Source organism: Terriglobia bacterium, assembly GCA_020072815.1.
Lineage (GTDB): Bacteria > Acidobacteriota > Terriglobia > Terriglobales > Acidobacteriaceae > Angelobacter.
The window spans coordinates 119,824-143,346 of record JAIQGE010000018.1 but is presented as its reverse complement, the minus strand read 5'-3'; the positions used below and the strand labels follow the sequence as shown (position 1 = coordinate 143,346).

At 58.8% G+C, this 23,523-nt stretch carries 18 protein-coding genes; 15 read left to right on the top strand and 3 right to left on the bottom strand.

Translation table 11 applies throughout. The features are described from left to right. Positions 1–274 precede the first annotated feature (274 nt). Positions 275–1,444, bottom strand: a complete 1,170-nt coding sequence (locus LAO20_19665; protein ID MBZ5533654.1) for a radical SAM protein — start codon at positions 1,442–1,444, stop codon at positions 275–277. Between the two features lie 775 nt (positions 1,445–2,219). Between LAO20_19665 and rpiB the strand changes: the two genes are divergently transcribed. The 10 genes from rpiB (at position 2,220) to LAO20_19615 (ending at position 15,154) form a co-directional block, all read left to right on the top strand. Continuing rightward, positions 2,220–2,699, top strand: coding sequence for a ribose 5-phosphate isomerase B (gene rpiB, locus LAO20_19660; GenBank protein ID MBZ5533653.1), 480 nt, complete (start codon positions 2,220–2,222; stop codon positions 2,697–2,699). Continuing rightward, positions 2,696–5,605, top strand: a complete 2,910-nt coding sequence (locus LAO20_19655) for a bifunctional transaldolase/phosoglucose isomerase (protein MBZ5533652.1) — start codon at positions 2,696–2,698, stop codon at positions 5,603–5,605. Before rpiB ends, LAO20_19655 begins: the two co-directional genes overlap by 4 nt. A 34-nt stretch (positions 5,606–5,639) precedes the next feature. Then, positions 5,640–6,620 carry a decarboxylating 6-phosphogluconate dehydrogenase gene (gene gnd, locus LAO20_19650; GenBank protein MBZ5533651.1) on the top strand — a complete coding sequence of 327 codons (981 nt, stop codon included), beginning with the start codon at positions 5,640–5,642 and terminating at the stop codon, positions 6,618–6,620. Positions 6,621–6,771: 151 nt separating this feature from the next. Further along, positions 6,772–8,244 (top strand): glucose-6-phosphate dehydrogenase, encoded by a 1,473-nt coding sequence (gene zwf / locus LAO20_19645; GenBank protein MBZ5533650.1) that lies wholly within the window; start codon positions 6,772–6,774, stop codon positions 8,242–8,244. Then, the gene (gene glk, locus LAO20_19640; protein MBZ5533649.1) at positions 8,244–9,287 is read left to right on the top strand and encodes a glucokinase; all 1,044 of its coding nucleotides are present in this window, start codon (positions 8,244–8,246) and stop codon (positions 9,285–9,287) included. The genes zwf and glk overlap by 1 nt, the downstream gene beginning before the upstream one ends. 30 nt (positions 9,288–9,317) lie before the next feature. After that, positions 9,318–10,064 carry a 6-phosphogluconolactonase gene (pgl, locus tag LAO20_19635; GenBank protein ID MBZ5533648.1) on the top strand — a complete coding sequence of 249 codons (747 nt, stop codon included), beginning with the start codon at positions 9,318–9,320 and terminating at the stop codon, positions 10,062–10,064. A 79-nt stretch (positions 10,065–10,143) separates the two neighbouring features. After that, complete coding sequence (locus LAO20_19630) at positions 10,144–11,148, top strand: radical SAM protein (protein MBZ5533647.1); 1,005 nt, start codon at positions 10,144–10,146, stop codon at positions 11,146–11,148. Between the two features lie 552 nt (positions 11,149–11,700). Beyond that, positions 11,701–12,231, top strand: a complete 531-nt coding sequence (locus LAO20_19625; protein MBZ5533646.1) for a response regulator transcription factor — start codon at positions 11,701–11,703, stop codon at positions 12,229–12,231. Continuing rightward, on the top strand, positions 12,231–13,700 hold the full coding sequence (locus LAO20_19620; protein ID MBZ5533645.1) for a HAMP domain-containing histidine kinase: 1,470 nt from the start codon (positions 12,231–12,233) through the stop codon (positions 13,698–13,700). The genes LAO20_19625 and LAO20_19620 overlap by 1 nt, the downstream gene beginning before the upstream one ends. Before the next feature lie 575 nt (positions 13,701–14,275). Continuing rightward, a complete protein-coding gene (locus LAO20_19615) occupies positions 14,276–15,154 on the top strand; it encodes a hypothetical protein (GenBank protein ID MBZ5533644.1) in 879 nt (292 codons plus the stop codon). Positions 15,155–15,745: 591 nt separating this feature from the next. Here the strand turns inward: LAO20_19615 and LAO20_19610 are convergent. Continuing rightward, on the bottom strand, positions 15,746–15,955 hold the full coding sequence (locus tag LAO20_19610; protein MBZ5533643.1) for a cold-shock protein: 210 nt from the start codon (positions 15,953–15,955) through the stop codon (positions 15,746–15,748). A gap of 481 nt (positions 15,956–16,436) precedes the next feature. Here LAO20_19610 and LAO20_19605 point away from each other — a divergent pair, with 481 nt between their 5' ends. The 5 genes from LAO20_19605 (at position 16,437) to LAO20_19585 (ending at position 21,825) form a co-directional block, all read left to right on the top strand. Continuing rightward, positions 16,437–17,291 (top strand): YihY/virulence factor BrkB family protein, encoded by an 855-nt coding sequence (locus LAO20_19605; GenBank protein MBZ5533642.1) that lies wholly within the window; start codon positions 16,437–16,439, stop codon positions 17,289–17,291. 380 nt (positions 17,292–17,671) lie between these two features. Continuing rightward, entirely contained in the window at positions 17,672–18,427 is a 756-nt protein-coding gene (locus LAO20_19600) for a hypothetical protein (GenBank protein ID MBZ5533641.1), read from the top strand. Continuing rightward, positions 18,424–19,077 (top strand): hypothetical protein, encoded by a 654-nt coding sequence (locus tag LAO20_19595; GenBank protein ID MBZ5533640.1) that lies wholly within the window; start codon positions 18,424–18,426, stop codon positions 19,075–19,077. The genes LAO20_19600 and LAO20_19595 overlap by 4 nt, the downstream gene beginning before the upstream one ends. 50 nt (positions 19,078–19,127) lie before the next feature. Then, positions 19,128–21,149 carry a PP2C family protein-serine/threonine phosphatase gene (locus LAO20_19590; protein MBZ5533639.1) on the top strand — a complete coding sequence of 674 codons (2,022 nt, stop codon included), beginning with the start codon at positions 19,128–19,130 and terminating at the stop codon, positions 21,147–21,149. A gap of 208 nt (positions 21,150–21,357) precedes the next feature. After that, positions 21,358–21,825: a hypothetical protein gene (locus LAO20_19585; protein ID MBZ5533638.1), complete on the top strand. Its 468-nt coding sequence runs from the start codon at positions 21,358–21,360 to the stop codon at positions 21,823–21,825. Here LAO20_19585 and LAO20_19580 read toward each other — a convergent pair. Next, a complete protein-coding gene (locus tag LAO20_19580; GenBank protein ID MBZ5533637.1) occupies positions 21,822–23,495 on the bottom strand; it encodes a M28 family peptidase in 1,674 nt (557 codons plus the stop codon). The genes LAO20_19585 and LAO20_19580 overlap by 4 nt on opposite strands. Between the last annotated feature and the right edge of the window lie 28 nt (positions 23,496–23,523).

Sequence of the window (23,523 nt, the reverse complement as noted above, 5' to 3'; positions counted from 1 at the left end):
TGGCCTATATTTCAAGCCGTCTTTCCGACTCTACTGCTACAGAAGCAGGCTCATCCGTCGACTGCTATTAAGGGCCAGAGACCCGGAAGCTCTGGCCCTTGACTATTTCTAGGAGCTTTTTGCTCGCTTCTGAGAGGCCCAGCCTGCCACGGCCTCCGCCACCCATAAAACGACGAGTCGAGGCGCAGCGGCTATGCCACGCCTCGACTCGACTCGGTTTGGGATCAGTGCGTCTACCTTGGTTCCGAGGAAGCTCTTGGGGGCAAATCCTTCTTTAAGGCTTCTCTACCGCCACCTGCTGCAGCGGAAGTTTGGGAGCTTGTTTCTTGCGCGCTTGCTTTTGCGCGCCCGGGTGGTAGATACAGGTGGCGTCCTGCTGAAACATGTCATCCTGCAGGACCATGGCGCGCGCGCGCGATCCGCCGCAGACGACCTTGAATCCACACTCGCCACACTTGCCTTTCAGGCTGGCGGAGTCGCGCAGGGACATGAACAGCTCTGAACCGCGGTAGATATCGGCCAGCTTCTGCACGCGAACGTTGCCCGCAGAAATACGGAGAGAGGGGCTGGGATAGACCTCCCCGGTGCTGGAAACGAAGACCGTGGCCTTGGCTTCATTCACCGGCAGTACTCCCGGAATACCTTGGGCGAAGGACTTGGCCCTCCACAACTTGTCCGTCCGCGCCTTGGCCCCTTGCTGCAAAACGTAACGGCGGTAGTGCTGGGCTTCAACCGTCTTGATCTTGAATGAAACTTGCTGGGCGATCTTGTACAGAGTGGCAAAAGTCTGTTCGAACTCGGCCGCTGACGGCAGCTTCTCCATCTCGCTCTTGCTTGCCGGGACAGGAAAAACCACGGTCCACAACACGGTCTTGCAAGTTTTCAGCAAGGCCGCCAGGTTTTCCAGGTCATTCAGGTTGTGCGCGCTCAAGTGCGTGGTGATCTGCAGGGGCAGGCGCCAATCGTTGGCCCAGTGCACCGCTTCCATGGTGCGGGCGTAAGAACCGTGCACGCCGGAAATCAAGTCATGAAGCTCGGGCGACGCGCCGTCCAAATTGAGCGACAGGCGTGACAGCCCGGCGTGTTTCAGTTCGGCAATCGCTGTGCGGTCCAAAAGCGGGGTCGCAGGTAACGCCAGCACCGGACGCAGGCCTCGCCCCACCGCGTAGTCAATCAGGCAATAAAGGTCCGGTCGCCGCAGCGGATCGCCGCCAGTGATGTTCAGGATCGGCGGAGCCAGTTCGGCCATGTCGCGGATCAGCTTCTCGGCTTCGTGGGTGTTTAGCTCCAGCGCGTCTGGCTGTTCATCGGTGGCCACCACGTGGGCCGGCCCCTGGCAGATCGCACAGACCTGATCTTCGGCTTGATGAGTCTGTGCGTCGGAGTGGTTGATTTCCCAAATGGCGACCAAGGGGGTGTTTTGAATGTCAAAGTTGGATTTCATATCGGGCCTTCGCCTCAAACGATTTGCTTCCAATGGCGCGATATTAGGTGTGAGGGTTTAAGACCTAGCGTGATGGCCGTCACACAGCGGGAAACGGCATTCACGACGCTGGCTGTTAGTACTTTAGGAATCAATAGTTTGCCAGGTGCGCAAGTGACCGGCATCGCTTTGCTGGAAGTGCGCCGAGGCGACAGTTAGATTAGAAGCTCTAATAAATGTGGCGTCCGGGTAACGGCTTAGACCCTGATTTCTTGAGATTGAGCTTCGTCGAAAGGATGAGTTCGGCCAGCCGAGCGAAAATTTTCTTTTCCCGCAATGAAACGTTTTCGTTCTAACCCGCACTAGTGGGCAGGATGAACGGAGAAGCATCTAGACCGGTGGTGGTTGCCAAGGGGGTGTCACCGCCGGTCTGGCGACTACCTTTGTGACTCCTCTTGCCTCTTTAGAAGAGAGCGCGGCTCAACCTGGCCGCGCTTTTTGCTTTCTTGCCGCATTGCGCGGACTCCCTAAGTCCTAGGCAACTGGAAAATCTGCGTCTGGGCGGGGCCGCCATGGCCTCTTCAGCGATGACCAGCATTAATCCAAAAGCGGACGAAACCCTGCGGATGTTTCCGAATCTCTATAACATAGGGTTTCGGAACGAGAGTTGCCAGGTGGCCAGCTTTTTCGCCACGATTTCCACCGGGCTCGCTGCCCACGGAATGGCAATTTAGTTGTAGGCTTATTCGGAGCCGATATTTCCCGAGCGCCGATTTCGCTTCGCCCTAAGAGGAACATGCGCGTAACCATTGGTTCTGATCATGCTGGCTTTGAACTGAAGGCAGTGCTCATCGCCCACCTGCGCGCCGCCGGCCACCAGTTGGCGGACGTGGGCACAACCAGCGCGGAACCGGTGGATTATCCTGACTTCGCGGAAAAAGTAGCTCTGGGCGTCATCCAAGGAGGCTCCGAACGCGGCATACTGATCTGCGGCAGCGGGGTGGGCGCGTCCGTGGCCGCGAACAAGATTCCCGGCATCCGCGCCGGTCTTTGCCATGACGGCTACTCCGCTCACCAGGGGGTGGAGCATGACAATATCAACGTGCTGGTCCTGGGTTCGCGGGTGATTGGACCGGAGTTGGCCAAGGACCTGTGCACCATTTTTCTAAACGCGCGCTATACCGCGGAAGAGCGTCACCAACGCCGGCTGGCCAAGGTGCTGAAGATTGAGCAACGTTACGCGCCGGCTGCAGCGGCCAAGGAGAAGCAATCATGAATCCTGTACCTACCGTTGACAAGAATCCATCAAGCAGCGTGGTCCACGCCAATCCCCTGTTGCAGCTGCAGGAACTCGGCCAGTCGGTGTGGCTGGATTACATCCGCCGCGATCTTCTCCTCAACGGCGAGCTGCAGCGGTTGATCAGCGAAGACGGCCTGCGCGGCATGACGTCAAATCCGGCGATCTTCGAAAAAGCCATCACCGGCAGCAAGGACTACGCTGACTTTCTGGAGCAACTGCGCGCCCAGGGGCTAAGCGCCGCAGAAATCTTTGAACGCGTTGCGATTCGTGACATACAGGGCGCCGCCGATCTGCTCCGCCCCGTATATCAAGCGACCAGCCGCCGCGATGGCTACGTGAGCCTGGAAGTTTCGCCTACCCTGGCACGCAACACCCAAGGGACCATTGATGAAGCGCGCCGCCTGTGGAAGGCGGTGAATCGCGAGAACCTGATGATCAAAGTTCCCGGCACGCCGGAAGGCGTCCCGGCGATCCGCCAGCTGACGGGCGAAGGCCTTAACATCAACATCACGCTGCTGTTCGCGCAGGAAGCCTACGAGCGCGTAGCGGAAGCCTTCATTGACGGCCTGGAGATTCTGCATAACGCCGGCGGGGACGTGAGCAAGATCGCCAGCGTGGCCAGCTTCTTTGTCAGCCGCATTGACACCCTGGTGGACTCCATTGTCGCCGCCCGGCTCAAGAATGTAAGCAGCCCGCAGGAAAAGTTATTGTTGCAAGGCCTGCTGGGGAAAGTGGCCATCGCCAACGCCAAGCAGGCGTATCACAAGTATGGTCAACTGTTCTCCGGACCGCGGTGGAAGGCCCTGGCCTCGCGCGGCGCACAGACCCAGCGCCTGCTGTGGGCCAGCACCGGCACCAAGAATCCTGACTACTCTGACGTGCTGTACGTGGACCAGTTGATTGGCCCGGAGACGGTGAACACCATTCCTCCGGTGACCCTTGACGCCTTCCGCGATCACGGCCGCGTGGAGCGCACCATTGACCGTGACTTGTCCGCCGCTGACCGCACTATGGCCAGCCTGGAGACCGCCGGCATCTCCATGCAGGAAGTTACGGAGAAATTGCTGGACGACGGCATCAAGCTGTTCGATGACGCTTTCACCAAGCTGCTGGCGGCGGTGGAAGCCAAGAAGTCCGTTCCGTCAGCGCCCACCGCTGCGGCGGTCCCCAAATACGCTGATTTTCCCGCGCAACTCAAGCAAGCCGTGGACGCCACGCTCAAAGACTGGCAATTGAACGACAAGATGAACCGCCTGTGGAAGGGCGACGCGTCCCTGTGGAGCAAGAGCGACGAGGACAAGTGGCTCGGCTGGCTGCACGTTTTGGATGATCGCGCAGCCTTGCAGCAGCAGTTTACCGCCGTTGCGGACGACGCTGCCAAAGCCGGATTCACCCACGCCTTGCTTCTGGGCATGGGCGGATCGAGCTTGTGTCCGGAAGTACTGAAGCTGACCTTCGGCAAGCAGCCCGGCCATCCCGAGCTGCATGTGCTGGACTCCACCGACCCGGCGCAGGTCAAGGCCGTCGAAAGCCAGATTGATATCGCCAAAACGCTGTTCATTGTCGCCAGCAAATCAGGCAGCACGCTGGAGCCCAACATCTTCAAGCAATACTTCTTCGACCGCGTGCAGCAGGTTGTAGGCAAAGAGAACGCGGGCAAGCAATTTGTCGCCATCACCGATCCTGGCTCCAAGATGCAACAGGTCGCCGAGACGGACCGCTTCTGCAAGATCTTTTTCGGCGTTCCCAGCATCGGTGGGCGATATTCGGCGCTGTCTAACTTTGGCCTGGTGCCTGCCGCGGTGATGGGGCTTAATCTCAATCACCTGCTGGACCGCACGGAGCAAATGGTCCGAGCCTGCGCCGGCAGCGTGCCGGTGGAGCAGAATCCAGGCGCTGTACTGGGCGCGATCCTGGGAACGCTGGCCAACCAGGGGCGCAACAAGGTCACCATCGTTGCTTCGCCGGCCATCTACGATCTGGGCGCGTGGCTGGAGCAGCTTTTGGCGGAGAGCACGGGCAAGCAAGGCAAAGGACTTATTCCAGTGGACCGCGAGAAGCTCGGCGCGCCGCCGGTGTACGGCAGTGATCGCGTGTTCGTCTATTTGCGCCTGGCCAGCGGCGTGGACGCTGCGCAAGAAGCTGCCCTGGAAGCCCTGAGGAAAGCCGCGCAGCCGGTGGTCAGGATTGATATTGCCGACATCTACGATATTGGCCAGGAATTCTTCCGCTGGGAGATTGCGACCGCGGTGGCCGGGTCCATCCTGGGCATCAACGCCTTCAACCAGCCGGACGTGGAAGCCCGCAAAACTGCCACCAAGCAGCTGACTTCAGAATATGAGACGTCCGGCAAGCTTCCCGCGGAGACCGCGTTGCTGGAAGAAGACGGCATCAAGCTGTTTGCTGACGATCGCAATGCGCAGAAGCTAAAGAAACTCGCCGCCGGACACTTCAATCTGGAGAGCGTGTTGCGCGCGCATCTGGGCCAGTTGGACGCCGGGGATTACATGGCGCTGTTGGCTTACATCGAGATGAACCGTGAGCACGAGGACAGCTTGCAGGTCATGCGCCATATGGTCCGCGACCGCCAGCACGTCGCCACGTGCTTGGGCTTTGGTCCACGCTTCCTGCACTCCACCGGACAGGCGTACAAAGGCGGTCCCAACAGCGGCGTCTTCCTGCAAATCACCTGCGATGACGCCGTGGACCTGCCCGTCCCCGGCCAGAAATACACGTTTGGCGTGGTGAAAGCGGCGCAAGCGCGCGGCGACTTCCAGGTCCTGGCGGATCGCAACCGCCGCGCCCTGCGAGTGCACTTGGGGAAAGACGTAAAGGTCGGGCTGGAGAAGATGGGGAAGGCGATAGATGCGGCGCTGGACTAGTTCTTTCTGAAATTCCGAACCGAAGGACGAACGAATGCAACTAGGAATGGTCGGTCTGGGCCGCATGGGCGCCAACATGGTGCGACGGCTGCTTCGCGGCGGCCACCAGTGCGTGGTCTCTGATCTCAACCCGCAGAACGTCGCCGCGCTGGCGAACGAAGGCGCCATCGGCTCGGCGTCGCTCGACGATTTCGTCGCCAAGCTGACCAAGCCGCGCGCGGCATGGATCATGGTTCCCGCGGGCGACCCCACCGAACAAACCGTCAACGCGCTGGCCCAGAAGTTTGAAGCCGGAGACACAATCATTGACGGCGGCAATTCTTATTTCAAAGACGACGTGCGGCGCTCGCAGCAACTGAAAGACCGCGGCATTCACTACATTGACGTGGGCACCAGCGGCGGCGTTTGGGGACTGGACCGCGGCTACTGCATGATGATCGGCGGACCCAATGAGGCGTTTGACCGCCTTGATCCCATCTTCCGAACGCTGGCCCCAGGCATCGGAGACATTCCCCGCACGCCCGGACGCGAGAAGCTGGGCGGCACGTCCGAGCTGGGCTACATCTATTGCGGACCGTCCGGCGCCGGCCACTTTGTGAAGATGGTGCACAACGGAATCGAATACGGCCTGATGCAGGCGTACGCCGAGGGCTTTGACATCTTCCGCAATGCCAGTTCGGACCAGCTCAACAAAGATTATCGCTACGACTTGAATCTGCCGGACATCGCGGAAGTATGGCGGCGAGGCAGTGTGGTGTCGTCATGGCTGCTGGACCTGACAGCGATGGCGCTGGCGGAGAATCCCACACTTTCCGAATACGAAGGCTTTGTGCAGGATTCCGGCGAAGGCCGCTGGACCATCATGGCCGCAATAGATGAAGCCGTGCCGGCCGACGTGCTTTCAGTAGCGCTATATACGCGCTTTCGATCGCGCCAGGAGCACACCTTCGCGGAGAAAATGCTCAGCGCCATGCGCCAGAAGTTTGGCGGCCACGTGGAATCGCCAAAAAAATGAAGATAACAGATAGAGGCCAGGATTGATCTCCGCCTCCGGAGCGAACGCACTCGTGCCACAGACAGAACAAACGCCGGTCGCCCTAAATAATGCAAAAGCCAACGCCAATGCACAGGCTGCTCCGCCGCCGCGGCAAACCGTCCCGTGCGTGATGGTGATCTTTGGCGCCACCGGGGACCTCACCGCGCGCAAGCTCTTCCCTGCGCTGTACAACCTGGCCAAGAGCAAGCTGCTTTCGCGTGAGTTCGCCATTGTCTGCGTGGGACGCAGCGACTACTCCGCCGACCAGTTCCGGCAACTGATGGGACAGAAGCTGCAAAGCTTCGCCACCGGGAGCGTGGACAACGATCTGCGCGATTGGCTCCTGCGCCGCCTGTATTACGTCTCCGGCGCTTTCGATGATCCCGCCATGTACACCCGCCTGGCGCAGGCGCTGGCCGAGGCCGACAAGAACCACAATACTCACGGCAACTACTTCTTCTACCTCGCTACCAGCCCGGTTTTCTTCGGCGACATCACCGACCGCCTGGGCACTGCCGGCCTGGCCTGTGAAAAAGACGGCCAGTGGCGCAGGGTGGTCTTCGAAAAACCCTTTGGCAGCGATCTGGAATCGGCGCGAGCGCTCAACCGCCAGGTGCGCAAAGTCCTCACGGAAGGACAGATTTTCCGCATTGACCACTATCTGGGAAAAGAGACCGTCCAAAACATTTTGGTGTTCCGCTTCAGCAACGGCATCTTTGAGCCTACTTGGAACCGGCGGTATGTGGACCACATCCAGATCATGGTGGCGGAGACCGTAGGCGTGGAGCAGCGCGGCGGATACTTTGACACCGCCGGCACGCTGCGCGACATGGTCCCCAACCATATTTTGCAGTTGCTATCGCTCACCACCATGGAGCCGCCCATTTCCTTCAGCCCGGACGCGGTGCATGACGAGCAATCCAAGATCCTGCACGCCATTCAGCCACTGAGCGGCGACGACGTGCTGCAACAGGCTGTGCGAGGACAATATGGCGAAGGCCTGGCCGGCGATGAACGCCTGCCCGCCTACCGCACCGAGCAAGGCGTGCCTGCGGATTCCCGTACGGAGACCTTCGTTGCGCTCAAGCTGCTCATTGATAATTGGCGATGGGCGGGCGTCCCGTTCTATTTACGAACAGGAAAACGGCTGGCGGCGCGGCATACGGAGATCGCCATTCAATTCAAGCGTGCGCCGCTGGTCCTGTTCCGCGATACGCCGGTCAGCAGCCTCAAACCCAACGAGCTGATCATGAACATCGCGCCGAGTGAAGGTATCTCGATGAGCTTTGGCGCGAAAATTCCAGGCGCGCAGATGCGCGTGGGCCCGGTACAGATGGAGTTCAACTACGCGGATTATTTCGGCGTCACCCCCAATACCGGGTATGAAGTCCTGCTCTATGACGGCATCATGGGCGATCAAACGCTCTTCCAGCGCGCGGACATGGTGGAGGCCGGATGGAGCGTGGTGAATCCCATTCTCGACGTATGGAAAGCCCTGCCCCCGCGCAGCTTCCCCAACTACGCCTCCGGCTCCTGGGGACCCAAGGAAGCCGACGACATCGTCGCCCGCGATGAACGTTCCTGGAGAAAGATCCCGCAATAATGGCGACGACGATTCTGGCCGGCGATATCGGCGGAACCAACACCCGGCTCGCTTTGTTCCAGTCCGACGCCGGGCCGTTACGCCTGGCGGTGGAAAAGATCTATCCCAGCCGCGATTACTCGGGACTGGAAGACATTGTCAGCGACTTCGTGAAGAGCCTAAGCGCAAACGTGAGCGCTGCGTGCTTCGGCATCGCCGGTCCGGTGGTCGGTGGAAAAGCTAAAGTTTCCAATTTGCCCTGGACGGTGGATGCTTCGCAACTCCAGCAGCAACTTGGTCTGGCCCACGTGGCGTTGATCAATGATCTGGCGGCGCACGCGTCCGGCATTGATGGGCTGGCGGCCGCTGACTTTGTTTCCCTGAATTCCGCGGAACCAGGTGAAGGCAACGCCGCGCTGATTGCCGCGGGAACGGGCCTCGGCGAAGCCGGACTCTATTGGGACGGCACGCGCCGCCAACCTTTTGCCTGCGAAGGCGGCCACGCAGATTTTTCTCCCAACAACGATTTGGAAAGTCGGTTGTATCAGTATCTGGCGAAAAAATTCGGCCATGTAAGCTGGGAACGCGTCCTCTCCGGCCCAGGCTTGAAGAACATCTACGACTTTCTGCGCGACTCTGGAAGCGAACCGGAACCCGCGTGGCTGCGCGACCAACTCACACAGGCTGCCGACGCATCCGCGCTGATCTCAGAACTTGGCATGGAAGCAAAAGCGGCGATCTGTGAACGCAGCCTGGACATTTTCATCGCCGCGTACGGCGCGGAAGCGGGCAATCTGGCGCTGCGTTTTCTGGCCACCGCCGGAGTCTTCGTGAGCGGAGGCATCGCCACCAAGATTTTGCCCAAGCTGCAGGAAGAAGCATTTTTGCGGGCGTTCATTTCCAAAGGACGCATGCAACCGCTGCTGGAGAAGGTCCCGGTCAAGGTGATCACCAATGATAAAGTGGGGCTCATCGGCGCGGCGCGCTGGGCCCTGCTCGGCGCTCTTTCGAAAGAACGGCCCAGCGTAATGCCGTCCGCGAAATTGGATTCTACCGCCGGTTGAAAACTCGCTGTTGTTTGAGGATTGCGTCCCATGGCTCCCCCAACCAAGCCCGACTACCTGCGTGTGGTACCTGACGCCGCCGGCCTGAACCGCAACGCTGTTGATGAATTCTGCACTTGCGCGCACGCCGCGATTGCGCAGTCTGGGCGGTTCGCGGTGGCCCTGGCCGGCGGCAACACCCCGCGCGGAGTCTATGAGTTGCTGGCGAAGGAACCAGCCGGGAAGCTGCCTTGGGACAAGATCCACCTCTTCTTCGGCGACGAACGTCACGTTCCGCCCGACCACCCTGACAGTAACTACCGTATGGTCCGCGAAACCCTGGTCAGCAAGGCGCCTATCCCGGAAGCCAACGTGCATCGCGTACGCGCCGAGCTGGACGCCCCCGCAGCCGCCGCCCAATACGAATCCGCGTTGCGCGAGTTTTTTCAGGTGCAGCCGGGCGAGTGGCCCCGCTTCGACCTCATCCTCTTGGGCATGGGCGACGACGGCCACACCGCTTCCCTATTTCCCGGCAGTCCTGCTCTGAACGAAAATGCGCGCCTGGTCGTCGCCAACCCGACAACGCAGAAGGGTGAGCGCATCACGCTGACGCTGCCTGTCCTGAACCGCGCCGCCAACGTGGTCTTTCTGGTCTCCGGGGCGGGCAAAGCACAAATCATGCGGGACGCCTTTGCTTCCGCGAATGGCATGCGATTCCCCGCGCGACAAGTGAATCCAGCAAACGGCCGCCTGTTGTGGATCGCCGACCGTGCAGCGGCCAGTCTGCTCCTGAGTTAACCCTCCAAGAGAAATTGCCTTGCAAAGCTCACCGCCGCTGCGCTATCCTAATTAGAGCGAATAAAATACGAAATGTCCCGTGGCCTCCCTCTTCCCCCAACTCGAGCCCCAACAGCCTTTGGTGGGCATCGCCAAACTGGCCGCCCAAGGCGAAGCTCTGGCCGACGGTCATCAGGTCGAATACATCACGCTGGAGAACCGCACGCTGCTGGCGCGCTGCAACTCGCGGAGCGTGCCCTTTGCCTGGATGATCAATCCGTATCGCGGTTGCGAATTCGGCTGCCACTACTGCTATGCCCGCTACACCCACGAGTTTATGGAGCTGCGAGATGCCCGCGATTTCGAACGCAAGATTTACGTCAAGCAGCACACCGGGCATGTGCTGCGCCGCGAACTCAAGAAGGTCCGTGCGGGACAGGACATCGCCATAGGCACCGCCACCGACCCTTATCAGCCGGCGGAAAAGAGATTCGAAATCACCCGCGCCATCCTGCAGGAACTGGCACAGCACCGCGGGCTGGGACTGGGCCTGGTAACCAAATCAACTCTCATTCTGCGCGACGTTGAACTGCTGCAGGAGATCGCGCGGAACAATCGGCTGACCATCTGCGTGACCATCACCACCCTGAACGCAGAATTGGCGCGCCTATTAGAACCTCGGGCGCCGCGTCCTGATCTGCGTTTGCAAGCCGTCAAACGCCTGGTGGACGCCGGTGTTCGCGCGGGCGTCAATTGCGCTCCGGTGCTGCCCGGCCTTACCGATTCTCCGGCGGATCTGGAAGAGCTGGCCAAAGCTGCGGCCGGCGTAGGGGCCGCTTTTGTATTCGCCAATCCACTTTTCTTGAAACCGTGCGCGGAAAGAGTCTTCATGCCGTTCCTGCAGCAGCATTTCCCCAGACTTGTTTCGTCATACCAGAAGCGGTTTGCCGGGAGAGCGTTTTTGCCGCGCGAGTACCAGCAGCGCATCACCGCTCTAATGCTGAAATACCGCGAAAAATGGGGTGTTGGTGAACGTTTTCCGCAAGATGGAGCGACTTCGCGAACGACGAAAGAAGCCTCAAACCCCCAGCTGGGGCTTTTTTGAAGGCTGCAAAGCCATCCTAACCGATTGATATATAAAGATTTCATAAACCATTGGCGATCTGATCCCGGCCCAATCATCCGATTAACGTGAGATTAAAAAAAAGTATTGTACTTTCAAAGTACATGTACTAATATCGCTCCGCTGCATGTACCACAGATCAGCCAAAAGATGCGATTGTCGCCGCTCTGGGCAAGCTGGTCCGGTCGAGCAACAAGTGCAAAAAACCCAAAAGGGCAGTATAAAAACTGGTTCCATTTTGGGGAAGAATGTGTACTATAGTGCACGCCCATTCATGTCCAATCGCTGAACTGACTGCAAATTAGCGCAGTGGACGACGACTATGTGGGCGAACAGGCAAGAAGATAAGTGAAACGGTCTGGGGTTTCACATCACAATTAGACTGTAAGAAACTATGTTCTTCTTCCGGGGTCGCTGATGGCTACAGCAGCGACGGAACTAAGGTTTCTGAAGTCATACAAAGCGGATGGGCCGTTGTACACCGAGGAACGAGATTCGGTGACAATTGCTTCCACCGAAGCGGGAGGTGGAAATATGCGGATCCTGGTCATTGAGGACGAACCGAAAGTTGCACGTACACTGGTAAAGGGTCTGGAAGCAGACCACTTTGCTGTCGATTTGGCAGGCGACGGAGAGGAAGGCCTGCAACTAGCCACGGAGATTGATTACGACGCAATCATTCTCGACTGGAACCTACCCAAACTGGACGGCATCACCGTCCTTAAGAAGCTGAGGAAGTCGGGCTCCAACATCCGTATCCTCCTTCTGAGCGCGCGCAAAGACGTAGCCGACCGCGTATGCGGGCTGCAAGCGGGCGCCGACGATTACCTGGTAAAGCCTTTCTCCTTTGAAGAACTTCTAGCACGGCTGCACGCCCTGCTCGCCGGCCGCACCGTCACCCGCACCATGGTGGTGGTGCACGTCTGGAACCTGGGTTTTGAAGGGCTCACCAACATTGTGGACGTGTACATCAACTACCTGCGGCAGAAGATTGATCACGGCTTTGAAAAGCCGTTGATTCATACGGCCCGCGGGGTCGGCTACATGCTCTCCAGTTCACAGTAATGAAATTACCGCTTCCACGCCGCCTGCGTTCCCGGCTGGCGTTCAAGCAGACACTGTCGTTCGCGCTCCTGGTAACGGTTGTTGCCTGGGGCGCGTACGCTTTGCTTGCCGGCCGGATTTACACCCAGCTTGACGACGAGCTGCAGGACCGCTCCATCGCAGTGCGCACCATGCTGCAGGTGCGCAACGGCGAAGTCCGCTGGATCAACAAAGACGCCGACCGCGAAGTCCGCGAGCAGTTCGAACGCAACATCCGCTATTTTGACCTCCGCAACGACCAGGGCCTGACGCTGGAGACTTCTCATGATATGGCCTCGCTGCGCATACCCTTCAGCGATGCGGCACAGCGTTCTTTGACCGCAGGCAGCGCGGAGTTTGAGACTTTCCGCGGGCAAGCCAACGCCCGGCTCAGAGTGATCAACGCCCCAGTGACTGGCATGCTACAGCGGCATTACGTAATGCGGCTGGCCATGCCCATGGAACAAGCCGACCAGGACGCGGCCCACCTGCGCTGGTTCATCTTTCTTCTCCTGCCTGCGGTGCTGGTGGTGCACGGCATTACTTCCTGGGTCATGACCGGGAACATGCTTCGTCCTCTGGAACAGATGAATGCGGCGGCGGCCCGAATCAACCCTTTCGATCCCAACAGCCGGCTTCCCGTCTTCGGTACAAATGACGAATTGGACCAGCTCAGTATCACGGTGAACGCGGCCATCGCCCGCTTACAAGGTTCCTTCCAGCGGATGAGTGAATTCCTGAGGAACTTGTCCCATGAAGTTCGCCAGCCGTTGACCGTAATGCGGGCGGAGACCGAGCAGGCATTACGGCAAAGCGGCCCTGAGCCTGGTTACCGGGAGATGCTCTCCAGCCAGTTGCAGCACGTGGAACTGCTGGCCCGGACGGTCTCTGACCTGATGGAAATGGCGCACTCGGAAAACGATCAAATCACCCTGCACTGCCAGACTGAGGATTTGTCGGAACTGGTGCAGACCGCCGTGGACGGGATGCGCATCAAATCCAGCGAACACAACATCCACATCTCCGGCACCCTCCAGCAAAACGTGATCGGCCAGTTTGATGCCGGCCAGATCTGGCGCCTTATGCTAAACCTGCTGGAGAACGCCATCAAGTACAACAATCCCGAGGGGCGGATTGATGTCTCCCTGACCTCGCACAACGGCATGGCCATTATCTCCATCAGTGATACGGGGCAAGGGATTCCTGCCGACGAGCAAGGCCGCATCTTCGAGCGGGGATATCGCACGCAGTCCGCCAAGAAGTCGCCGGTGGCCGGAACCGGACTCGGTCTGCATTTCGCCCAGGCCATAGCGCACGCACATGGCGGCGACATTGAACTCGCCAGCGTGTCCGGTCACGGTTCATGCTTCCGCGTTTCTTTGCCGCTAAGCTCGAACGGCAGTCCCACGAAACCAGATTTTTCCTCGCAGCAGGATTCCTCGATCAACTAGTCTGGCTGCGTCCCGATTTGGCCGGCAGTGAGCCCCGCTGACAAGCACTGTCGCCCCCGGATAAAGGCTTTGAATTGTGGGGGCTAGGGATAAGGCGGAAGTTAAGGATTTTAATCGCGTTTCAATAACCCTTTAATTTCCCGCCTTCATTGTGGAAGCGTCGAAGAAGCGCCTTCCGGGTGATAGGTCCATAACCGTGAACCTCACCCACCCGCAGGCGGATTAAACAACGTTACTTGCAACCGGGAGTTCGAACCAGAACGGGTGAGTTTAGCGGGCGACCACGACTGGTAATACAATCGGCGGACATCGTAGCGGTGTTTAGGGCAAAGCCGTTGCAGTCCACCAGGTCCAGATTGCTATTTGCAGTCACACAAGTTTAAGCAGGCGAACCTGCCTGTTGAAGTTGTCTCCAGCGTAACGCCGCCAATCCCCCCTCCTGCGTTGCGAACTCATTAGCCCAAGATTCTTGCGTGCGATGCAAGCATTGAACGCGAGTATGGCCGGTCGTCTTCCGGGGAGTCATGCAAGTTCCACCGGCCTGGCCTGCTCGGTCAAAGAAAGAGACGGACGCCATGTCGTATAAAGTCTTAGCCGCGAGCCTGGTGCTTGCCGTACTGCCGGCGTTGGCGCCGGCTCAAACCGCGCCGAACCCACAACCGACTGCCCAGCCAAGCCAGACTTCACCTGCCACTCACGGCCGGACCGCAGTGTCTTATCGTCCGCCGATTCCTGGAACGAGCAAAGCAGTGGCGATGGGCGGCGCAGCTCCGTTTGTGCCCCCAGACGCCTCCACGGCATCGCGTCGCGCTCCGGCGCCAGCTCCCAGGCCCGCTGCCGCGCCTGCCGTCGCTCCACCGGCGGTGGTGGCTGCGCCGGTTGCCGCCTCGCCTGCGGTGGCCAGCCCGGCTCCCATCGCGCAACCAGCGGTGGTTCAACCGGTCGTTCAACCGGCTGAGGCTTCCAGCGCGCCGTCTCCCATGGCGGCAGCGGATTACCGCCAAGGACAATTGACGCTGGTAGCTGACCACGCTCCTCTGGGAAAAGTCCTCGAGTTGGTGGCCGCCAAGACCGGGGCTTCCATTGAAGTTGCGCCAGATTTGGCTTCAGAGCTAGTCGCGGCCCGCTTGGGGCCGGCCACGCCCAATGAGGTTCTGCACGCCCTGTTGGACAGCCCCAAATTGGATTACATCATTCTGGCATCAGGCACTGACGGCAGCGTGCAAAAGGTGGTCGTGCGCCGGCGGCAGAGTTTTGGACGCCAGCCGATTGGCGCTTTTGCCGCGTCCAATCAACCAGCCGCTGGCACGCTGCAAGCCAGGGCCGGCAACGTCAATGCCGCAGATCAACCGACAGCTTCCGCTCAGGCGCAGGCTGCCGATACGCAACCGTCGCCGGAACCTCCTGCAGAAGAGCCGACCCCAGCTCCTCAGGACAATCCGCCGAAGGCTTAAGGATTTCAGCCATGGCCGGGGAAATTCTTAGAAAACTTAACGGCCCTTTAACTTGTTTCTGAATTTTGTGGCGCAAGCTGCCACATATTGACGGTACGGCACTGCTTCTCGGGATGCTACGCATGATCAAACCAGATCACCAGCATCGCGACCCGGTAAGCGTCCGATGCAAGACTCGGCGGCTTTCGTTTACAGAGCGACTTGCTAAACGGCAGCCGCAGTAGTGGGAAGACGCCGAGGTTTTGTTGGGTGGTCCGGGTTCCATTTTGCGGTGACAGGCTTTTCATGGAACGGACCAACAGCAAGACGACGGTGAACGACGACGGGAAAAAGCAAGTTTGTCCACCGAAGCAAGCGCTTTCGGACGGGGAGGACATAGGAAATGCACGGGGCCACAGGGATCACACGGTATCAACACGTTGCCCGCAACGTAATCAGCTGGACCGGACCGGTGGTGGTAAAGATCTGGATCAGCATTGCGTTCTTGTTTCGCTAAGATACGGTATTCAAGTCAGGAACACCCTCTGGAGCAGCAAAAACCCCTTGCCGAAGCAAGGGGCCAAAGGAAAACAGGGGGACTCGCCCTGCCTTTTAGTTAGCGCCACGCATGACGTTCGCGGCCAGATAACCTTTCGGGCCTTTCAGGAGTTCAAACTCCACGGTCTCACCTTCGTTGAGCGTCCGGTATCCGTTTTCCTGGATGGCGGAAAAGTGCACGAACACATCTTCCCCGGTGGAACGCTGGATAAAGCCGTACCCTTTGGCGCCGTTAAACCACTTTACTGTTCCTCTCTCTCTCACAGACAACTCCTTTCGCCTCAGCTTGAAGATTGAAATTCTCCCCTGCCGGAATCAGGAAGAGAGAAGAGGTTGCTGCTTTGCCGGCCAGTAGGTTCCTTCAACAAAAAAAGATGCCTGGTGCCTGCAAGTTTATGCCCGCGGCCTTGCACCCTGTTCGTTTCGTGAAGCTTTGCTGCGCTGTACAAAAACACCAACCCGAACCTGCCCCTTCTGGGGTCACCCTTGGGAGCTAGGCATAATATTCAGGAAGTCTGATTTTTGTAAAGCACTTTGTTTGGCGCGCGCCCGGCCCCGCTCCAAGGTGAATGGTTGAACCGTGACTATTGTTCCGGAATTAGGAACGTTTTCGCCTCTGGGGAAGCGCATTTCTGTTACGATTCACTCAATCCCAATGCAGACAAGCCCATTTCATAAAGACGCTGGGGCCGCCCAGATGGCGGAATCGTTCGTCAAGACGCTCCTGTGGGGCTCCTGGAAGCGTATGGTCGTGGAACGCGGCATTCCGACGCTGCGCTACCTTACCCGGACTGAAGCCCACACTTTTGCGTTCTCGGTGGCGGCCAACGCCATTCTTTCGTTTTTCCCGTTCATGGTGCTGATCATCTGGCTCATCAAGAACGTGTTCCATTCTCCCGGGATGCAGAACGTGGTGTTCCAGCTTCTGCGCGACCACCTGCCGGCCGGGCAGGAGTTCGTCGTCCGCAATCTGGACATCCTGGTCAAAGCCCGCCAGAGAGTCAAGTGGGCATCCATTGTGATCCTGCTGATCACCTCCACCGGGGTGTTCCTGCCACTGGAAGTGGCATTTAACCGAATATGGGGCTTTGCCAAGAACCGCTCTTATCTAGGAAACCAGATTGTCTCGCTGTTCCTGGCCTTCGCCTGCGGCGTTCTGGCGATGGCGTCAGTGGGCGTGGCCGCCGGAAATCAATGGATGCTGCAGGTGATCACGTTTGGAAGCAAGAACTTCGTGTTTTCTACGCTGGCATCGATTGCCCTGAAGATCCTGGCGACAGTGGCCAGCATAGCGATTTTTTTTCTCATCTACTGGGTCCTCCCTCATGGCAAGGTGAAAGCGCTGGACGTGATGCCGGCGGCCGTGGCCATGGGCATCTTGTGGGAACTGGCCCGTTGGGTGTATATCAAGACTCTGCCGTGGCTTAATTTTCAGGAGGTCTACGGACCTTTTACCATCTCTGTCACGCTTATGTTTTGGGCTTTTCTGTCGGCTTTGATGGTGCTGGCCGGGGCTTCCCTGGCTTCAGACGGGCCCACCGGGACGCCCCGCCACGGCGATTCGGGGCACGACGCAACAGATGAAATCGAATTCACGTAAGGTTCTCCGCCGGAAGTTGACGAAGTTTCCTGAAGCGCTTTTGACGCCCGCGATACAATCCCCTTGTTGTCAGCAGAGTTTTGGCCTTCCCCTAGTTGGCTCCCAAACCACCGTTGATTAGTTCAGTTCTACGGGTTCCACTTGTTCGACAAATCTGCTCTCTTCACCGCGGGAAATGCGGCGCGAAGGGGCTCAAGGAGGATATGTATGAGGACGCATGCGATTCGTGTGTTAATGGTCACATTGTTGTTGGTGAGCGGAAGTGTGGCCCAGACCGTTTGCGGAGGTCCTGTCCCAGTGCCGATTCCGCCCGCTAGTTCCAGCAAATAAGATTGCGGGTTTGGAGTGGCCGGTTTAAGCTGGCCACTCCTTTATCTATCATGAGCAACGCAGAATTGGCGCTGGCGATCGCTGGAATTACGCTGCAGATATGTTTGCTGGTGCTTCTTCTTCGAGGGGCTCACCGCGGCCAATTTGTGGCGTTCGTCGCCTACACTGCATTCTCAGTCGTGAGCACAATCGTGGCGCTGGCGGTTCGCAATCATCCAGCAACTTATCTGCGAGTTTACTGGGGCAGCGAGACTCTTTATACGGTTTTCGCCTTTCTTGCCCTTCATGAAATCTTCCAGACTGTATTCAAGAACTTCTATCGCCTTCCCTGGTTCAGGTTCCTCTTCCCGGGAATTGGAGTCTTGATGACGGTCATTGCGGTCCTGAGGGCGGTGCTTCGGCCTCTCCCGGCTGGCAGTTGGAAGTTTGCCACAATTATCTCCCTGGAGATTGGGATCGGCTTCCTGCAAATCGGAATCTTCTTTCTTTTCATTCTGCTGGTCCGGTTCTTTCGGGTGCGTTACCGCCAGCATGCCTTTGGCATAGCCCTGGGTTTTGGCGTATTGGCGGCTGGTTCTCTGGTGGTTTATTTGCTACGTTCCGAATTTGGAAAGAAATTCGACCCCGTGGTTCGAATTACCCCTCCCATCACGTACACTGTGGCTCTGGTGGTCTGGCTGGTTACTTTCCTGGTCAAAGAACCAGGTCCACCCCAGCCGGGCGTAGCCTTGGGGTTAACCCCAGAACAGATGGTTTCAGACCTGAAGCGGTATACTGCGGTTGCAAAGCGCATTTTTAGACAATGATTTTTGATCTCATCACGATCGTTTTGGTGGGTCTTGTCCTGGCGTTTGCTGGATTCACCGCCCTCCAACTTCTGGGGAAGTTCCCTACGCGCACCCGCGACGACGTTCCTCCCTATCTCCGCCCCGCCGAGCTGGAAGAACTGGAAGCGCTGCTTGATCCAGCGCAGGAAGTGAACTTCCGGCTGCGTCTTTCTCCCCGTGAATTCCGCGCCTGGCAGCGCAAACGGATCCATCTGATGCGCGAATACCTGCTGCGCATGTCGCACAACGCGCTGGTGCTGGTGGAGTGGGGCAACATGGAACTGGCGCAAGGCAACTTCGCCGCGGACAACCTGTCCCCGCGCTCTGCGGGATCCGATGCGTCCCTCCCGCCGCAGCGCGATCAGGAACGGCAGGCGCTGGCCCAGGAGCTGGTCCAAGCCGCCACCGAGTTCCGCCTGTATTCCCTGCTGGCCCTGCTGAAATTGAAGTTGTGGATTGTATTCCGTATGGACCACTGGCCCCTGCTGCCCTCGCCCAGCCTTCCCCGGCTGCGCAATGTTTTCGGGATTGACGCTGTTTCCTCGTACCATCGGCTAAAGAGCAGCGCGGGTTCGCTCGGCATGGCCTACGGATATGAGTACCATCGCGAATTGCTCGGCAGGCTGTAACCGCATCTGCAACTCCCATCCATTGCGGCAACGCTATAATCAGTAACAAGTTGTCCGTATTTTCCAAAGTCGTCCGCAAATTGGCGGCGCTGGGACTGGTTCCCCGAAGCCGGTTGGCCCGGTTTACGTTCTATTGTGCAGCCATGGAAGTCGTCCTGCTCCTGCTGGAACGCGCGTTGCGATTCACCGGCAGCGTTGGCGCGGCCGATGTGCTGCACGCCTGGACGTCTCCCGGGTTGCTCGGCACCGTCCTGGCAATTTTGCTCGTGATCATCGGCGTGCGCTGGTTCCGCGACCACGTGATGTGGAGCGTCCGCAACCGGCTCATCGTGACCTATCTTTTCATCGGCGGCGTGCCGGTCACTCTGGCCGTGATGCTGGCCCTGGGCACTGGCTACATTGTGATTGAGCACCTTGCGACTTCTCTTGCCGTCTCAGAGATCAACGCGCAGCAACAGCGCCTGGGTGCGGCCAACGCCGCCATTGCCCAGCGTATTGCTCAGGGCGCGAAGCGGGAACAGATCAATACTAACGCCGCATTTCCCGGCCGGACCATCAGCGTTATTCCAGAAGCAGCCAGCCCCAAGTGGCTGAAAGACGGTTTCACCGGGCTGGTCTTTGACCAGGGACAATACTACGTGCGCGCGGTCAATACCACCGGACCCGCGGGTTCAAGCGTGATGGTGATCTCCAGTGTCCCGTTCGACCGGCAGTTTGTAGCCAGGGTCGCATCCGGTCTGGGCTCGCTTACCTTCGCTCCGCGGGAAGTCCCGGTAAAGACCGAGAACGGCGTTCCGGTTCCAGAGATCAATGCACCGCCGACCATCACCGCCGGCTCGCTGCCTGCTCCCAAGAACCGGATGGACCGCGAAGTCCTGTTTGGCGGGTTGATTGAAACCAAGGACTGGACCACCGGCCGGTCCGAATTAAGGCTTTTGGGCGGCAACACTCGTCTTTCCATTGTTTATGCCTACTTCACGTCAACCTCCTCGCTGGAGAGCTGGACGGAAACGGTGCGGGTCTTCTTGCTGGCCGCGGCCGTGACCTTCGCCACCGTGGTGCTGGTAGCCCTGATCATTGGAATTCGCCTCACCCGGACGATCACTTATTCGGTGGCCAATCTTTACAGTGCAACCGAACGCGTCAATCGCGGCGACTTCACCCATCGCATCAAAGTTCGGGAGAAAGACCAACTGGCGGCCCTGCAGACCGCTTTCAATTCCATGACCGAGTCTCTGCAGAAGCTCATTGTTGAGCAAAAAGAAAAGGAGCGGTTGCAGAGCGAATTGGAAATCGCGCACGAAGTGCAGGCCCAGCTTTTTCCCCAGGCCATGTCGGGAACGCCGTCGCTGGAACTGTACGGGGTGTGCCGTCCGGCGCGCATCGTCAGCGGCGACTATTACGACTTTCTTTCCTACGGCCCGGACCAGATTGGCATTGCCGTGGGCGACATCAGCGGCAAAGGCATCTCCGCCGCGTTGCTGATGGCAACCATTCATTCCGCGGTGCGCGCCTACCAGCAGGAACAGATGATTCCCGTGGTTGCCGGCTCGGCCTTCGACCGTGAACTTAGTCCCATGCGCCTGGCCATGGCGTCGGCGCCACCCTCGCCGTCACAAGTGCTGTGGCTGCTGAATCGCCATCTTTTTCAGAGCACGCAGCCGGAAAAGTACGCCACCATGTTCCTGGGGTTCTATGACGATGAAAAGCGCACCTTGACCTACTCCAACGCCGGCCATCTTCCGCCCATCATTCTAGGACGCGATGGCGAAGTCCGCCGCCTGGAAACCGGAGGCATGGTGGTGGGACTGTTTGATCATATGGAATACGCGCAGGAGACGGTGGAATTCCGTCCCGGCGATCTTTTTATCGCTTTCAGTGACGGCATGACCGAGCCGGAAAACGAGTTTGGCGAATTCGGAGAAGAACGTCTGATCGAGACCATCGCCGGGCAGCGTCACCTGCCTCTGGAGCGCATCACCGAGCACGCGCTGGCCGCAGTCCAGGACTGGATCGGGTCTACCGAACAGCCTGACGATATCACCGTGGTCCTGGCCCGTTGCATTGATTAGATGCTGCCGCATCGCCTAGACCGGCCAGCCTTAGCTCCGCCCGCGACTGCGCAATCATTTGCATCAGGGCCTCACGCCTTCCCGGCGCATCTCACCACGCGCTAGTGACTTCCTAGGTAACTCAGGGATTTCACCCTTACCTTTCCACTGGCGAAACAGTATGGTGGTAAGCCTTGGTGTTGACTCTCTCTTAGCTTTCAAATAGGACATGAACCTAAACGAGAACTCTTCAACGAAAAGAGATACGCCAGCTCGGCAACAGCAGCAAACCACGGACCGCGTGCTGGAACGGATCAAGAACATTAACTGGGAATTGGAAGCCCTTTACAGCGAGCTGCGGCTGGCCGGCCCGGAAGCCACCGTCGCCAAACAGTTCTTTGGCGAAAACGCTGCTGCCATCCAGGTGCTGGGGCATTTCAAGACCGCGCTTGACCGCCTGCGCCGGACCGTGTGGGCTTGCCTGGAAGATGGCGATGCCGCCGCGACCGCACCCGAGCGTGAGCAGGCTATGCGGCTGCAGCGCGTGACTGAAGTGATGAGGAAGCTTTCTCCGCAGCCCGACATCCCGGCTGTGACGCAATCCGGCTCATTCTTTGAGCGGCTGAACCTGGTGATAGACAACTACATGGAAACGCGCCCGCTCCGGTCCACTCCTCCCAAGAGCGGCAAAGCTTAGGGCGTCTTGCTCAAGCGATGGTCCAGGTTGGCGATGCGCCATCCGGTTTCAAAGACCAGCCGGGTGATCTGCGTCATCTTGGCGAAGTCAATCTTGTCCACAGTGTCAGTAGGCTTGTGATAGTCCACATGCACGCCATCAAAGTAGAAAATGATGGGAACGCCGTGCTTGGCGTAGTTCCAGTGGTCGGAGCGGAAATAGATGCGCTCGGGGTTGGCCGGATCATTGTAGTAATAGTCGAGCTTCAGCTTTTGAAATTCCGCGTTGGTATCTTCGCTCAGCCCGTGCAGTTCCGGGCTGATGCGGTTGGACCCCACCAGATACACGGTGTGAGCGTCAGTCAGATGCTCGTCTTCTTTTTGCGTGTCGCCCTCCGGCTTGGAACGTCCGATCATGTCAATATTCAGGTCCACCACCATCTTGTCCAGCGGCACCGCGGGCGCGAAGTCAGCATTGTATTCTGAACCCAGCAGGCCCAGTTCTTCGCCGGCGTGGAAGATGACCAGCACCGAGCGCTTAGGCCGCTGCAAGGACATGGCGTGGGCGATGGTCAGCACTGCCGTTGTGCCGGAGCCGTCATCGTCGGCGCCGGGATAGATTTCACCGTTACCGTTGGTCTTCAAGTGGTCATAGTGGGCGCTGAAAACCACGTACTCGCCGCGCAGGCCGGGATCAGATCCCTCCAGAATTCCCACTACGTTCTGCGTGGTCGAACGCGATTGCTGCACCACCATCGCCATATGGGCGGAAGCGTCCAGCGGCTTGGGCTGTAGCGGCTGCTTTTTCTCGACCGCTTCAGTCACGGCCTTCAGAGTTAGTCCCGCGGCCGCCAGAATTTTGTCTGCCGCATCGGGGCCCAGCGACATCAGGGGCAACCGGCCATCAGAGTCTTTGGCCAGACGTACGGATTCACGGGAAGCAAAGCGCTCGACCTGTGTCTTGTCCTTCATGAATTCCAGGAACCGGGCGGGAGGGATTTGCAGGATTCCTACAGCCCCATGCGCGCGCGCGGCGCCCTGGCCCTGCTCAGTTTCAGCCAGCTTGGATGGATCAACCCCCGCCGGCGTTCCTGACACCAGCAGAACGATCTTGCCTTTCGCGTCCAGGCCGGCGTAGTCGTCATGCTTCTGCGCAGCGGATGAAATGCCGAAGCCGGCAAACACGATCTGGCCGCGGGCGTCGCCGCTGGCCATGCCCCCAAAAGGAGGAGCCTCTCCCAGGCTGAACGTCACCGGCTTGCCGCCGATGGTCACCTCCAGGAAAGTCTTGCTCACGTCGGGCTTGGCGGAGATCACTTCAAAAGTCTGCAGGAAGCTGCCATGATCGCCGGCGCCGCGGAAGCCGTACGCCTCCAGGTGCGCCGCCAGATAACGCGCCGCGATGGCAAAGCTGGGAGATAGCGTGTAACGTCCGCCCAGCTCCGCGGAAGCCAGAAATTGCAGATGCATACGCAGTTCGCCGGGGGTGATGGAATCCACCGTGGGTGGAACCGGCGGCAGGACCACCGGTGACGATCCGGAGTAAAAACCAACAGCGCCCAGACAACACAAGGCGAGGAGGGATACGGCAAGGAGTTTCTTGAAGGGGTTCACCGAACTATGGTAGCAGCGTGCCCCAGCGGTGTACAAATAACTCGCCTTCAAGCTGAGCGTTAGTTCAGACCAAGGCATTTCCCATATAGAATCGGGTCGGCGGAAG

Bases quoted from the DNA above. Each gene is read 5' to 3' on its own strand.
- gnd (MBZ5533651.1), top strand. From the start codon at position 5,640: ATGCAACTAGGAATGGTCGGTCTGGGCCGCATGGGCGCCAACATGGTG.
- LAO20_19580 (MBZ5533637.1), bottom strand. From the start codon at position 23,495: ATGCCTTGGTCTGAACTAACGCTCAGCTTGAAGGCGAGTTATTTGTAC.
- LAO20_19595 (MBZ5533640.1), top strand. From the start codon at position 18,424: ATGATTTTTGATCTCATCACGATCGTTTTGGTGGGTCTTGTCCTGGCG.
- LAO20_19615 (MBZ5533644.1), top strand. From the start codon at position 14,276: ATGTCGTATAAAGTCTTAGCCGCGAGCCTGGTGCTTGCCGTACTGCCG.
- LAO20_19665 (MBZ5533654.1), bottom strand. From the start codon at position 1,444: ATGAAATCCAACTTTGACATTCAAAACACCCCCTTGGTCGCCATTTGG.
- LAO20_19625 (MBZ5533646.1), top strand. From the start codon at position 11,701: ATGCGGATCCTGGTCATTGAGGACGAACCGAAAGTTGCACGTACACTG.
- pgl (MBZ5533648.1), top strand. From the start codon at position 9,318: ATGGCTCCCCCAACCAAGCCCGACTACCTGCGTGTGGTACCTGACGCC.
- glk (MBZ5533649.1), top strand. From the start codon at position 8,244: ATGGCGACGACGATTCTGGCCGGCGATATCGGCGGAACCAACACCCGG.
- rpiB (MBZ5533653.1), top strand. From the start codon at position 2,220: ATGCGCGTAACCATTGGTTCTGATCATGCTGGCTTTGAACTGAAGGCA.
- zwf (MBZ5533650.1), top strand. From the start codon at position 6,772: ATGGTGATCTTTGGCGCCACCGGGGACCTCACCGCGCGCAAGCTCTTC.
- LAO20_19620 (MBZ5533645.1), top strand. From the start codon at position 12,231: ATGAAATTACCGCTTCCACGCCGCCTGCGTTCCCGGCTGGCGTTCAAG.
- LAO20_19655 (MBZ5533652.1), top strand. From the start codon at position 2,696: ATGAATCCTGTACCTACCGTTGACAAGAATCCATCAAGCAGCGTGGTC.
- LAO20_19605 (MBZ5533642.1), top strand. From the start codon at position 16,437: ATGGTCGTGGAACGCGGCATTCCGACGCTGCGCTACCTTACCCGGACT.
- LAO20_19600 (MBZ5533641.1), top strand. From the start codon at position 17,672: ATGAGCAACGCAGAATTGGCGCTGGCGATCGCTGGAATTACGCTGCAG.
- LAO20_19585 (MBZ5533638.1), top strand. From the start codon at position 21,358: ATGAACCTAAACGAGAACTCTTCAACGAAAAGAGATACGCCAGCTCGG.